Source organism: Nocardia sp. NPDC058519, assembly GCF_042719755.1.
Classification (GTDB): Bacteria; Actinomycetota; Actinomycetes; order Mycobacteriales; family Mycobacteriaceae; genus Nocardia.
The window spans coordinates 49,807-62,136 of sequence record NZ_JBHXNK010000040.1 but is presented as its reverse complement, the minus strand read 5'-3'; the positions used below and the strand labels follow the sequence as shown (position 1 = coordinate 62,136).

The window sequence follows — 12,330 nt, the reverse complement described above, 5'->3', positions numbered from 1 at the left end:
GCCCCAATGGGCCGCGGGTTAGCGCTCGAGACTAGAGCCTTCGGCTCAGCGCTTTCGAGCGCTAACCGGCGACCCGGCCGCGGACCGGCCACTTCGTGGCCGTCCCTCCCTAAGGGTCGGGAGTGCGGTGGTGGGGAGTGCGGTCATGGCGGAGCTGGGGTTAGACGGTGTGGCTGGTATTGCGGGAGAGCTGCGGAGCTGGGGTTAGACGGTAGGGCTCTGGTAGTGCGGTCATGGCGGGCTTGGGTTTGCGGGAGTTGTTATCCCGGCATCAACGCTTGCCATTCGCCGAGGGACTTCGGGCGCAGGACGTAGTTGCTGTCGCACACGGAAGTCAGTGCGGCGCTCGGGGCTTCGGAGTACCAGTGGCCGGGGTAGACGGTCGGGTTGCCGTCGAGGGCGGCGAGTTGGCGCAGGCTGCGGAACATCTCTTCGGAGTCGCCGCCGGGGAAGTCGGTGCGGCCGCAGCCGTCGATGAACAGGGTGTCGCCGGAGATGAGGCGACCGTCGAACAGGAAGCACTGGCTGCCCGGGGTGTGGCCGGGCGTGTGGAGTAACTCGATGTCGAAGGCGCCGACCTTCACCTTGTCGCCGTGGTCGTGGCCGGTCAGCTCGCTCGGCGCGATGCCGGTGGTCTGGGCGACCCAGTCCAGTTCGAGCTTGTTGACGTGCACCGGGACGCTGGTCTTCTCGAGCAGTTCGGCCACGCCACCGAGGGTGAAACCGAGCATCGTGCCGCCCACATGGTCGGGATGATGGTGGGTGGCGAGTACGCCGGACACGCGCATGCCGTCGGCCGCCGCGACGTCGACGAGGTCGGCTGCCTGGTAGGCGGGATCGACCAGCAGGGTCTCGCCGGTCTCCCGGTCGCCGATCAGATACGCGAAGTTGCGCATCTGCGTGGCGATCGGATCGCCGACGGCGTAATCCCGGCCGGACAGCAGCTGGCGGAAGTAGAGGCGCTCGGATGACATGCGCTCCACTGTATTGCCACCGGTGTGCTGGCGACCCACCCGAGTACCGTTGACCGGACGGTCTGTGGGACCACACAACCGTCGATGTCCCGGACTTGTGGACAGTCGGAGTTTGGGGTGAGTTCGTGATCGGCTATAACGCCAGCGAGAAGCCCACCGCGGCAACCGAAACCGTGATTTCGATGACAGTTCCGAGAATATCGCCGGAGAGGCCTTCGAAACGGCGGACGCAGTGGCGGGTGATCGCGACGGTCAGCGCGAGGGCGGCGATCACCACGACGGGGCCGAGCCAGAGGTTGGCTGGGACCGCCGCGACCGCGGTGACAACCGCGAGCGCCGACCAGATCAGCACGGCGCCGCGGCGCTGAGTGCCCGCGACCAACGCGCCGAAACCCGCGTCGGGGGCGGCGGGGATGTCGGTGCGGCAGGCCAGGACGACGGCGACTCGGCCCGCGGCGACGGCGAGGACGATCGCGACCCAGCGCTGCTGATCGGCCAAGGTCGCGAAGGCGACTGATTGGACAGCGATGGCGAAAATGAGGGCGGCGACGCCGAACGGGCCCGCGCCGCCGGACTTCATGATCTCGCGAGCGCGTGCGGGTGGGCCGTAGCTCCCGAGGCCGTCGACGGTGTCGGCGAGGCCGTCGAGGTGCATGCCCCGGGTGAGCATGGCGAGCAGACCTACGGTGAGCAGACCGGCGAGCAGGCTGGTCAGGCCCGCGCCGACCAGCAGCCAGAGGCCGGCCGCCGCGGCCGCTCCCAGCGCCAGGCCGATCAGGGGGGCGAGGGTGATCGCGTGGCCGGCGGTCCGCCGGTCCACCTTCGCGGGGCCCGGCACCGGGATGACCGTGAGCCAGGAGATCGCCAGTCTCATGGCGTTCACGGCGAGGTCTCGACCGCCGAGCCGAACCTGCTCACTTCGCGAGGTCGACGGTGTCCGATTCCGCGGCGCCCGTGCTGACGCCCGCGTCGGCGAACGTCGACATCTCGGCGAGGGTGGCGACGGCGGCGCGCAGGATCGGGAGGGCGGTGAGGGCGCCGGAGCCTTCGCCGAGGCGCATCTCGAGATCGATCAGCGGGGTCAGGCGCAGGTGCTTCAAGGCCAGGTCGTGGGCAGGCTCCGTGGAGCGGTGAGCCGGGAGCCACCAGGCTTTCGCGCCCGCGGCGATGTCTTCGGCGACCAGGGCCGCGGCGGTGACCACGACGCCGTCGAGTAGAACAGGGGTGCGGCGGATGGCGGCCTGGGCGAGGAAACCGGCCATGGCGGCGAAGTCGGCGCCAGCGGCGACACGGAGCAGGTCGACGGGGTCGGTGGCGACGGGGCGAGCGCGGCGCATGCCGTCGCGGATGGCGGCGACCTTGCGAATCCAGCCCTGGTCGTCGACGCCGGTGCCACGACCGACCGCGGCGACGGGTTCGGTGCCGGTGAGGATGGCGATGAGGACGGTGGCGGGGGTGGTGTTGCCGATCCCCATGTCACCGGCGATGAGCAGGTCGGCGCCCGCGTCGATCTCCTCGTCGGCGATCGCGCGGCCCGCGGCCAGCGCGGCGGTGACCTCGGCTTCGGTGAGGGCGTCCTCGCGGTCGATGGAACCGCTCGACCGGCGCACCTTGTGCTGGGACACCGAGGGTTCGGTATCGCCGTCGACGGCGATATCGACGACGCGCACGGTCGCGCCCGCCACGACGGCCAGTGCGTTCACCGCCGCGCCGCCCGCCAGGAAATTGGCCACCATCTGCGCGGTGACCTCGCTCGGGTACGCCGAAACACCGTGCTTCGCCACGCCGTGGTCACCCGCGAACAGCACCACCCTGGCGCGTTCGAACTGCGCGGGCGGGCACACGCCCTGGCAAGCGGCGACCCAGTTACCGAGTTCCTCGAGCCGTCCCAGCGATCCGGCCGGTTTGGTGAGCTGCGTCTGACGCTGCTCGGCCGCCGCGCGCACCTGCGCGTCCGGGGCCGCGACCGGGTCGAATCCGTGAGTCACTGGCAAGCCTTTCGGAAGTGGTACGGGGTGTTCGACGCCCATCTTGCCCGGATCACGGCGCGCGGCGCCGACCGACCCGGCTCATTTCAATCGAATCGGCAGCCCGGCGACGATGAGATACGCCTCGTCACATGCCCGCGCGAGACGCTGGTTCAGCGTGCCGATCTCGTCGCGGAACAGCCGCCCCGAGCGGGTCGCGGGAATGACGCCCATTCCCACCTCGGGCGATACGATCACCAACCGCTCGCGGTAGCCCTCGACGGCGTCGACGAGCACATCGCAGTCGGGGCCGACGGTGCCGCGCGGCGCGTCCCAGGCCGCGCGGGCATCCAGCCGCGCGGTGAGCCAGGTGCCGATGTCATCGAGCAGGGTCGCGGGGGCACCGGTGGCGAGGACCGTTGCGGGCTCGGTGTTCTCGACAGTCGTCCAGTGCGCGGGGCGCCGGTCGCGGTGGACGGCGATCCGGTCGGCGAAGTCGTGATCGGCGGGATCGAGGACAGCGGTAGCGAGATAGCGGACCGCGTGCGCGTCGGCCAGCAGGCCCTCGGCATAGGCCGACTTGCCGGACCGCGCACCACCGAGCACGAGGATGCGAGTGGACATCCGAGCACCGTAGCTGCCCACTGATTTCGCAAGAACATGGGTAACTCCCCAACTGCCCAGAAGTTGAACCGCATTTACCGCCGGCCCGGCACGAAACTCATCGACCACCTGCGACCGGCAAAATACCCGGAGAGGCGGAAAGAGCGTCCAGGATCATGGGGCGGGCGGTGGTGAGGGACTGTTGCCAGTACGGCCAGGTGTGGGTGCCGTTGGTGAAGTCGACGCGGGCCGGGATGCCGAGGGCGGCGGTGCGGTCGCGGAAGATACTCGCCGTGACCACGGCGAATGCCTCGATCCCCGCCGCGTTGATCGTGTTACCGACGCCGCTGGGGAGGTCGAGGGGGCCCGGTACACCGTTGCCGCTCGTCACGTACATCGGCAGGCCGCGCAGCAGTTCGGCCTGGACGGTGGCGTCGTTGCGGCTCCACGCGGGGTCGCCCGCGGCGCCCCACATGTCGTCGATGTTGAACCGGCCCTCATCGAGCATGGCCGCGCGCATGACCTGGTTCCACATCGGGGCCGCCGGATTGAGGAAACCGGAGAACGATCCGGCGAACCGGAACTGGTCGCGATGGTGGGCGGCCAGCGTCATCGCGGCATTGCCGCCCATGGAGACACCGACGATGGCGTTGTTCGTGCGGGAGACGCCGTATCCGGCCAGGAAGTCGGGCAGTTCGCGGGTGAGGAACGTTTCCCACTTGTAGGTCGTCGGTTGACCGTTGGTGCTGCTCGGCCGGTACCAGTCGGTGTAGAAGCTGGAGTGGCCGCCGACCGGGAACACCACAGTGACATCGTCACCGGCGAATTGGCGCAGCGCGTCGGTGTCGGTGGTCCACTGGCTGTGGTCGGCGGGGGCGCGCAGACCGTCGAGCAGGTACAGCGCCGAGCTGCCGCCGCGCGCGGCCCACTGCACCTGGACCTTGATCGGGCCCATGCTCGACGGTACGACCAGTTCCTCGAAACCCCCTGCGGGCGTGTGTATCACCGGTGTCGTGAACGGCACGGCACCGGCCGCGGACGTGCCGGTGAACGACACGACCACGGCCGCCGTAGCGATCGTGAGAGCTCTGCTCAGCCGACGCGAATTTCCCCACCCGGTGCGAAACACACAGCCAGCTTGGCCAGTTCCGGTTGATCGAGTCAAGCCGACTGTGTGGCTTCACAACTGGAGCTCAGCCGGTTCGGCGGGCCGAATGATAGGGACGGCATTCGGTGATGGAGCGGCCGTCGTAACTGAACTCCAGGAATACCCGCCAGAGCTGGCGGACCCGGTGATCGGCCCACAATCCACGGGTCGGTTCGATGCGGTAGAACACCTGCTGGCCTTCGTCGGGGAGTTTGACATTGTCGTAGAGGGACATATCGGCGAGCCAGGGGAACTGCTCGAAGCTCAGGGTGACGGCCCGCTGGATTTCGGCGGGATCGGTGACCAGGGTGGCGCGGCCCTGGATCTGCACCGAATGAATGGCGTGGCGACCCGCGAAACCGCCGGGCGGAATATGGCTCACCACATAGCTGACATTCGGATTCTGTTGCATCTGAGCGTGTTTGCGATTGAACTGAAAGGTGTGCATGTAGGCGATGAGGCCGTCGGCGGCGATGTGCATGGCCGACGTCGACGGTGCGCCGTGCTCGTCGATGGTGGCCAGCGCGGCGAGTTCCTCGGTGCGCAGCAGTTCGGTGATCGCTTCCTGGACTTCGGCGGGGCCGGGTTCGGTGCTCATCAGGCGCCCATCCCCAGATCGCCGAGGACCGCCAGCGCGGCGGCTCTGGCACCACCGGTGACACCCTGCCCGGGATGGGTGGACGGCCCGACGAGATAGAACCCCTCGGCGGGCAGCCGGTAACCCATGTTCGGCAGCGGTCGCATCCCCATGAACTGGAACAGCTGGCAGCCGAAGTGGCCGGGATCGCCGTCCACCCAGGCCTCGTTGTAGCGCTCCATGTCCAGTGGACTGTGGACCACCCGCGACAGCACCTGATCGGGACCGATGTTCGTGGTCATCCCCGCGAAGGTGGCGAAGACCTGATCGAAGATCTCCTCCTTGCGGCTGTCCCAATCGCCCTCGGCCAGCTCCATCGGGGCATAACCGAGCAGGTAGAGCGTGTGATGCGGGGCGGGTGCCCTGGTCGGATCCCAGCGGGTGGCGGTCGAGACGGTGGGGATGGTGTGCACCGGTTCGCCGTATTTGAGCTGGTCGAAGGTGCGAAGCAAGTCGGGCAGATCCAGGGCGACCTCCTGAAATCCGGCCTCGGTGACCTCGGGCCCCGCCCGGAATTCGGGCGCCTCGCTCAGCACGAGATGGCCCGCGACCAAACGGAAACTGGCCGATTTGATCCGGTCGACCTTGCGCTCCCACTCGGCGCCGAACCGGTGGTCCACCATCGCGGGCAGCTGCTTGATATTGAGGTCGGCCAGCACGGCGCGGCGCGCGGTGAACTCGGTGCCGTCGGCGCAGCGCACCCCGCTCACCCGGTCGCCGTCGAAATGGAACTGCTCGACCTTCGCGCCGGTGTGGATGGTGCCGCCGTAGCCGCGCAGCGCCGCGGCGAGCGCGTCGGACAACGACTGCGAGCCGCCCACCGCGAAACCCATGCCGTAGCGGTGGATGAACGGCACCATCAGCAGCAGGAACGCGCCGGTGCCGCCCTCATCCGGCGAGATGAGCAGCTCCGAGACCCAACGGCACAGGGCCGCTTTGACTTTCGGGTGCACGAACCATTCGTGGCAGACGTCGAGGTAGCTCATCATGAGCACCCGCATCGTCTCCTGGCCGACCTCGGACTGTTCGAGCTGAGCGAACAGCGCACCGAGCGGAGCCGGTGGATTGAACATCGCGGGCAGCAGCTGGTCGAGCAGCGGACTGGCGAATGCGTAGAAACGCAAGTAGTTCTCGGCGTCGACCGGGGAGATCCGCGCGATCGTCTCGGCCGTTTTGTACACGTCGTGATAGAAGGCGATGAAGTCGTCGTCGGGGAACACCACCGACATGCTGGGGTCGGGATAGACATAGCTCAGCCCGTGCTCGGCGAGCAGGCCCAGCTCGTCGTCGACGATCATCGGGTTGCCGTGGATGAAGATGTGCGCGGCGGCGTGCAGGTCGTGCTGGTGACCGGGCAGGGTCACCGCTTCGCTGACGACGCCACCACCGATCTCCGATTTCGATTCCAGCACCACCACATCCAGGCCCGCCTTGGCGAGGTAGGCGGCCGCGGTCAGGCCGTTGTGGCCCGCGCCGACGACGATCACGTCATGTTCAGCCATGGTGTGCTCCCAGTCCGTAGCCGCCGTCGATGTCCCAGGTGGAGCCGGTGACGAAACCGGCACCGGCGGAGTCGAGCAGGGTGAGCACCGGTGCCGCGACCTCGTCGGCGGTCGCGATGCGCTTGATGACATTCGTGGCGACGACGCCCGCCTCGAGTCCGGGAATCGCCTCGGCGCCCGCGCGGAAACCGGGGGTTTCGGTGATGCCGGCGCACACGCCGTTCACCCGAATTCCCATGGGGCCCAGCTCACTCGCCCACGTCGGAACGAGGTACTGCAACGCGGCCTTGGTGGCGCCGTAGATCCCGGTGCCGGGTCCCGGTTTGCGGCCGATGGAGGAGGAGATGACCGCGATCGACGAGCCGGTCTGCTCGGCCAGCACGGGCGCCGCCGCGGCGACCGTGGCGATGGTGCCGCGTAGGTTGACGTCGATGATCCGGTTGACCTGCTCCATCGGCTGGGCGAAGACCACACCGGGAATGAGGATTCCGGCATTGCACACCAGTAGATCCAGCCCACCGAACTGCTCGACTGCGTGGTCGACGGCCCGGTGCGCGGTGTCCGGGTCGGCGATGTCACCGCTGATCCAGGCCGCGTCGAGAGTGCCCGCCGCCTCGGCCAGTTCCTTCTCGCGGCGTCCGGTGAGCACCACCTTGGCGCCCTCGGCGACCAGCGCCGCCGCGATCGCGTAGCCGATGCCTTCGCTCGATCCGGTGATCAGAGCGGTCCTACCTTCGAATCGCATGCTTCTCCTGTGCTGCTTCGGCCTTGCGCCACTGCACAATGCGGCCGTTGTCGGGGGTGGTGCGGATGGTGAGCAGACCGTCGGTCAGCTCGGCGATGCGGACTTGTTCCTCGCCGACCCAGTCGGTGCGCGAACAGACGAGGATGTGATGGCGCAGCACACCGTCCTCGACGCGCCAGGTACCCGCGTAACCCATGAACGCGGGTTCGCCAGGGGCGGTGCGCATCATCGCGACCGAGAGGTGCCCGGACGCGGTGTAGGTGAGGAACCCGGCGGGCTCGGCGCCGAGTGGGCCTGCCGTCGGCGCGCCCGTGGGATCGGTGTCGTGGAACGAGGCGAGTTGCCAGGTGCCGATCAGGTCGTCGGGCCGGGGCACGGGCTACCGCCAGCCACGCGGATTGCGAAACCTGATGTAAGGAGCCACAACCCGGCGCGTGGATAGCTCCGCAGCGGGCTCGTCGTAGGTGAGCAACACCGCGGCGACGGCGGCGATCATCTCTTCGCTCAGCTCGATCCGTGGATCGACCAGTGCTATGGAATCGGACATGGGTCCTCCTACTGGGGTGGGTTGCCGTGTTTGCGCACCGGCGGCTCGGAGTGCTTGGCGCGCAGCATGTTCAGTGACCGGATCAGGATCGAGCGGGTATCGGCGGGGTCGATCACGTCGTCGACAAGCCCGCGCTCGGCGGCGTAGTAGGGGTGCATCAGCTCGCGTGCGTACCGGGCGACGAGCTCGGTCCTGGCCGCGTCGGGGTCGTCGGCGGCGGCGATCTGTTTGCGGAACACCACATTCGCGGCGCCCTGCGCACCCATCACCGCGATCTCGTTGGTGGGCCAGGCCAGCGCCAGATCGGTGCCGACGCTGCGGGAGTCCATGACGATGTAGGCGCCGCCGTAGGCCTTGCGCAGCACGATCGAGATCCGCGGCACGGTCGCGTTGCAGTAGGCGTAGAGCAGTTTCGCGCCGTGCCGGATGATGCCGTTGTGCTCCTGTCCGACGCCGGGCAGGAACCCCGGCACGTCCAGCAGCGTGATCAGCGGGATATTCATCGCGTCGCACATCTGGACGAAGCGCGCCGCCTTCTCGCTGGCGCTGATGTCGAGCGTGCCCGCCAGGCAGTTCGGCTGGTTGGCGACGAAACCGACGGTGTGACCGTCCATTCGGGCCAGGGCGATGACGATATTGCCCGCCCAGCGTTCCTGGATCTCCAGATACGCACCGTCGTCGACGATTTCGGCGATCACCGCGCGGATGTCGTAGGGCGTGGTCCCGGTATCGGGGACGAGGTCGCTGAGCGCGGGACAGGATCGGTCGACCGGGTCGTCGGTCGGCACCAGCGGCGGCAGTTCCCGATTGTTCTGTGGCAGGAAGGAGAGCAGATAGCGCACATCGGCGAGGCAGGTCGCCTCGTCATCGTGGACGAAATGCGCGACACCGGAACGCTCGGCATGGATGTCGGCGCCGCCGAGCCCGTCGAGGGTCACCGATTCGCCCGTGACCGCGGTGACCACGTCGGGTCCGGTGATGAACATCTGCGCGGTGCCGCGCACCATGAGCACGAAATCGGTCAGCGCGGGGGAGTAGGCCGCCCCGCCCGCACAGGGGCCGAGCATGACGCTGATCTGCGGAATCACTCCGGAGGCAGCGGTGTTGCGCCGGAAGATGCCGCCGTACCCCGCCAGCGCGGCGACACCTTCCTGGATCCGAGCGCCCGCACCGTCGTTCAGCGATACCAGCGGCGCCCCCGCGCTGATCGCCAGATCCATGACCTTGTGGATCTTTTCGGCGTGCGCCTCGCCCAGCGCACCACCGAAGATCCGGAAGTCGTGGGCGTAGACGAAGGTGGTCCGCCTGTCGACGGTGCCCCAGCCCGCGACCACGCCGTCGGTGTAGGGCCTGCTGTGCTCGAGGCCGAACCCGGTGGCCCGATGCCTGCGCAGCGGTTCGAGTTCGGTGAACGAGCCCGGGTCGAGCAGCAGCGAGATACGTTCGCGGGCAGTGAGTTTGCCTTTGGCGTGCTGGCGCTCGGTCGCGGCCGGATCGGGCCCGAGCTCGGCCAGTTCCTTGCGCAGACGTAGTTCGTCGAGCCGGTTCACGTCACCCTCGGAGGTGAACGGAAGCGTGTATTCCTCGGTCACAGCGGTGTCCTCTCACTCAGGCCGCGGCGCGGTCGAGCAGGCAGGTTTCGAAGAAGGCCAGCGCGCTCGTGTGATAAGCCCGTGCCGCCCAGCCCAGGCTGATGTTGTGGCCGGCCTGCGGAACACGGGTCAAGCCGCGGCGGGGTGCCGAGGCCAGCAGGGCGGCCAGGTCGGCGAGCGCGACATCGTCGGTGCGCCACCACTTCTCCTGCTCGGCGAAGCTGAACCGCACCGGAATCCGGATGCGATCGGCCAGTTCGGCGAAGGTCTGTGGCCAGGAGGCGGCGTCGACCAGTTCCAGGATCGGTGTCGAGTCCACCGCCGCGCCCGCCCTGGCGAAGGTGCCGGGCGGATACAACTGGAGGTCGCCCCAATTGCGTTGCCACATCTTGGTTTCGGTGTCCTCGTTGTAGAGGTGCCCACAGCCCGAGACGTCGACGCCGCGGAACTCGCCCTCGGTCGCCAGGGTGAGGGCGAGCTTGCCGCCGAAGGAGTGGCCGAGCAGGAACATCCCGGCGCCGGTCTCGTTGTCGGTGGTGAAGTCGGCGAGCGCGGCACGCACGGTGTCGGCCTGGTCGGTCAGGGATTGACCGTCCGGCAGGGCGTCGACGGAGGCGCCGTAGCCGGGACGGTCCAGTGCCAGCACCGCGTAACCCAGCCGGGTGGCGGTGCTGAGCAGCGAGACGTCCGGGTGGGCGCGGCCGTGGAAATAGGCGGCGGACATGCCGGCGCCGTGCAGCGCGACGATGGTGGCCCGGGGCAGGGCGAGCGCGGGTGTGCTGAGCAGGCCGGAGATCGGAATTCCCGCCGCGTCCAGGGTTATCCGGTGCACGCCCGGCGAGAGGACAGCCGCGCTCGCCTCGACGGAGCTCATGACCGTTCCTCGGCGAATTTCTTGGCGTGGCGCAGGGTCGCCATGCTGTTGGTGCTCAGCGCCCGCTGCACGTACTCCCGCGCCGTCGCCACATCGGCATCGGGACCGAGCACCGCGGTGATGTTGTCGGTGTTGATCACCACGCTGTGCTGCGACGACACCGCCACCCCGCCCTCGGTCGGCCGCACCGTCCAGTACCCGGTGTGCAGTGTCATCAGCGCGGGCATGGTGAGCTGCTTGTAGGCGATCATGGTGTCCGGGAACACGATTCGATACGACATCGTGCGGTGCTGGGAACCGTCCATCGCCACCGTGTCCATCGCCAGTGACTGGATGCCGGGGCCCGGTTCGATCAGCTCGACCCCCGCCACGTGCGGCAGCCGCTCGGGCCACAGCTGGGCCTCGCTGATGAACCCGAACACGTCGGCGGCGGTACCGGCCACCTCGACGGTGTCGGTGAAGGAGAACGTCGCGTCGGTGCCCGCGTCACCGAGTTCGATATTGCGCTTCAGCGCGGCGAGCTCGGTGCGCGAATTGCGGTCGACAACCTGGTCGATCCAGCTCAGCTGGTCTTCGTCGGTGGCCTGGTAGTCGTGCAGCAGCCGGACGTTGCTCTGGTTCACCGACAGCGCTTCGATGATCCAGGTACCGCCCATCGCGGCGATCGGCGGGCTGCTGACCTCCTGGCGGAACTCGATGCGGCGTTGCTCGGGATCGAGTACCCGCCGCGACACCCAGTGCTTGACGTCCTCGCCCGCCGTGGCCCAGATCCGGATGCGCTGTTCGCGTTCGTCGTTGTCGAGGTAGTCGGCGAAGATGGTGGGCGGGAACAACTGTGGCCAGTTCTGCACCTCGGCGAGCAGCCGGTAGACGGTGGCCGCCGGCGCGGCGATCTCGATCGAGTGCTCGGCACGGCCGGTGGCGGTGACGGATACGGATGCGGACATGATCGATCCCCTTTCAGTAGTTCCCGAGTCCGCCACAGACATTCATCGCCTGGGCGGTGATGGAGGCGGCGGTGTCGGAGGCGAGGTAGCCGACCAGGCCCGCCACTTCCTCCGGAGTGCAGTAGCGGCCGAGCGGGATCTTGGCGGTGAACTTGGCCATCACCGCGTCCTCGGTGCTCTGCTGCAAGCTGGCGTAGTTGCGTCGAACCTGTTGCGCCATCGGCGTTTCCACGTAGCCAGGGCAGACCGCGTTGACGGTGATGCCGGTCGGGGCGAGCTCGTTGCCGAGCGCCTTGGTGAACCCGACGACGCCGTGCTTGGACGCCGAGTACGGCGCACCGAGGACCACGCCCTGCTTGCCCGCGGTCGAGGCGATATTGATGATCCGGCCGCGACTGCGGTGCCGCATCCCGCCGGTGTTGAGCACCTCGCGCGTCATCCGGAAGACGCTGTTGAGGTTGGTGTCGATGACGTTGTCCCAGATCTCGTCGAGCAGGTCGGCGGTGACGCCGCCGCCGCTGATGCCCGCGTTGTTGACCAGCACGTCGACCGGGCCGAAGCGGACGGTGGCGGCCTCGATGAACTCGTGCACCGACTCACCCGAGCGCACGTCGACGGCGCTGCCGTCCACCTCGAGGCCGGCTTCGGTGAACTCCTTGACGGTGGTGGCCACGTTCTCGGCGGTGCGTGCGCCGAGGTAGACGGTGTGTCCGTTCGAGGCGAGCAGCCGGGCCACGGCCAGCCCGATACCACTGGTGGCGCCGGTGACCACTGCGTGTGCTTTCGACATGATGA

General features: G+C 68.3%; 14 protein-coding genes. All 14 read right to left on the bottom strand.

The window, feature by feature from the left end; genetic code table 11:
• Nucleotides 1-260: 260 nt before the first annotated feature.
• Nucleotides 261-974: an MBL fold metallo-hydrolase gene (locus ACFWPK_RS30980; protein WP_378921813.1), complete on the bottom strand. Its 714-nt coding sequence runs from the start codon at nucleotides 972-974 to the stop codon at nucleotides 261-263.
• A 133-nt stretch (nucleotides 975-1,107) separates the two neighbouring features.
• Nucleotides 1,108-1,857, bottom strand: coding sequence for an adenosylcobinamide-GDP ribazoletransferase (locus ACFWPK_RS30975; RefSeq protein ID WP_378921811.1), 750 nt, complete (start codon nucleotides 1,855-1,857; stop codon nucleotides 1,108-1,110).
• Between the two features lie 31 nt (nucleotides 1,858-1,888).
• Complete coding sequence (gene cobT / locus ACFWPK_RS30970) at nucleotides 1,889-3,004, bottom strand: nicotinate-nucleotide--dimethylbenzimidazole phosphoribosyltransferase (protein ID WP_378921809.1); 1,116 nt, start codon at nucleotides 3,002-3,004, stop codon at nucleotides 1,889-1,891.
• Nucleotides 3,005-3,043: 39 nt separating this feature from the next.
• Entirely contained in the window at nucleotides 3,044-3,565 is a 522-nt protein-coding gene (locus tag ACFWPK_RS30965) for a bifunctional adenosylcobinamide kinase/adenosylcobinamide-phosphate guanylyltransferase (RefSeq protein WP_378921807.1), read from the bottom strand.
• A gap of 97 nt (nucleotides 3,566-3,662) precedes the next feature.
• Complete coding sequence (locus ACFWPK_RS30960; RefSeq protein WP_378921805.1) at nucleotides 3,663-4,673, bottom strand: alpha/beta hydrolase; 1,011 nt, start codon at nucleotides 4,671-4,673, stop codon at nucleotides 3,663-3,665.
• A 64-nt stretch (nucleotides 4,674-4,737) separates the two neighbouring features.
• Nucleotides 4,738-5,289 carry a pyridoxamine 5'-phosphate oxidase family protein gene (locus ACFWPK_RS30955; RefSeq protein ID WP_378921803.1) on the bottom strand — a complete coding sequence of 184 codons (552 nt, stop codon included), beginning with the start codon at nucleotides 5,287-5,289 and terminating at the stop codon, nucleotides 4,738-4,740.
• Complete coding sequence (locus tag ACFWPK_RS30950; protein WP_378921802.1) at nucleotides 5,289-6,830, bottom strand: phytoene desaturase family protein; 1,542 nt, start codon at nucleotides 6,828-6,830, stop codon at nucleotides 5,289-5,291. The genes ACFWPK_RS30955 and ACFWPK_RS30950 overlap by 1 nt, the downstream gene beginning before the upstream one ends.
• Nucleotides 6,823-7,575, bottom strand: a complete 753-nt coding sequence (locus ACFWPK_RS30945; protein ID WP_378921800.1) for an SDR family NAD(P)-dependent oxidoreductase — start codon at nucleotides 7,573-7,575, stop codon at nucleotides 6,823-6,825. The genes ACFWPK_RS30950 and ACFWPK_RS30945 overlap by 8 nt, the downstream gene beginning before the upstream one ends.
• Nucleotides 7,559-7,951, bottom strand: coding sequence for a lipocalin-like domain-containing protein (locus ACFWPK_RS30940; RefSeq protein ID WP_378921798.1), 393 nt, complete (start codon nucleotides 7,949-7,951; stop codon nucleotides 7,559-7,561). The genes ACFWPK_RS30945 and ACFWPK_RS30940 overlap by 17 nt, the downstream gene beginning before the upstream one ends.
• Before the next feature lie 3 nt (nucleotides 7,952-7,954).
• Entirely contained in the window at nucleotides 7,955-8,122 is a 168-nt protein-coding gene (locus tag ACFWPK_RS30935) for a hypothetical protein (RefSeq protein ID WP_378921796.1), read from the bottom strand.
• 8 nt (nucleotides 8,123-8,130) lie between these two features.
• The gene (locus ACFWPK_RS30930; RefSeq protein ID WP_378921794.1) at nucleotides 8,131-9,714 is read right to left on the bottom strand and encodes an acyl-CoA carboxylase subunit beta; all 1,584 of its coding nucleotides are present in this window, start codon (nucleotides 9,712-9,714) and stop codon (nucleotides 8,131-8,133) included.
• Nucleotides 9,715-9,730: 16 nt separating this feature from the next.
• Nucleotides 9,731-10,588: an alpha/beta hydrolase gene (locus ACFWPK_RS30925; protein WP_378921792.1), complete on the bottom strand. Its 858-nt coding sequence runs from the start codon at nucleotides 10,586-10,588 to the stop codon at nucleotides 9,731-9,733.
• A complete protein-coding gene (locus ACFWPK_RS30920) occupies nucleotides 10,585-11,535 on the bottom strand; it encodes an aromatase/cyclase (protein ID WP_378921790.1) in 951 nt (316 codons plus the stop codon). Before ACFWPK_RS30920 ends, ACFWPK_RS30925 begins: the two co-directional genes overlap by 4 nt.
• Nucleotides 11,536-11,548: 13 nt before the next feature.
• On the bottom strand, nucleotides 11,549-12,325 hold the full coding sequence (gene fabG / locus ACFWPK_RS30915; RefSeq protein ID WP_378921788.1) for a 3-oxoacyl-ACP reductase FabG: 777 nt from the start codon (nucleotides 12,323-12,325) through the stop codon (nucleotides 11,549-11,551).
• Nucleotides 12,326-12,330: the final 5 nt, after the last annotated feature.